The following is a 555-nucleotide window of genomic DNA, read 5'->3' on the forward strand; positions in this document are numbered from 1 at the left end:
GACCACGAAGGTCGTGCAGCCGGCCGCGGCGACCGTATCGATGAAGGCACGGAAGCGGTCGTAATCGTGTTCGTCGTCCACGCCGAGCCGGCACTTCACCGTCACCGGCACGCGCACGGCCGCGACCATGGCGGCGACGCCCTCGGCTACCAGCGCCGGCTCCTTCATCAGGCAGGCGCCGAAGCGGCCGGCCTGGACCCGGTCCGACGGGCAGCCGCAGTTGAGGTTGATCTCGTCGTAGCCCCACTCGACGCCGATGCGCGCCGCCTGCGCCAGCAGCTCCGGCTCGCTGCCGCCCAGCTGCAGCGCCACCGGCGCCTCGGCCGGATCGAAGCCCAGCAGCCGGGCGCGATCGCCCAGCACCACGGCGTTGGCGTGGACCATCTCGGTGTACAACCGCGCGTTCGGCGCCAGCAGGCGGTGGAACACCCGGCAATGACGATCGGTCCAGTCCATCATCGGCGCGACCGACAGCCGCGCGGATGCCGCGTAGCGGTCGGTGGGAAGGACGGTCGAGGGAATGCGTGTTTCCATGGCTCCGGAACCGGGACGTCC

1 protein-coding gene is annotated in these 555 nt (G+C 71.2%); it reads right to left on the reverse strand.

All coding sequences use genetic code 11. The features are described 5' to 3' along the window. The coding region (gene dusA, locus J7528_RS24080; protein WP_291879903.1) for a tRNA dihydrouridine(20/20a) synthase DusA at positions 1-534 on the reverse strand (534 nt) is incomplete at its 3' end. Between the last annotated feature and the right edge of the window lie 21 nt (positions 535-555).

The organism is Caulobacter sp. (genome assembly GCF_017744445.1).
Classification (GTDB): Bacteria; Pseudomonadota; Alphaproteobacteria; order Caulobacterales; family Caulobacteraceae; genus Caulobacter.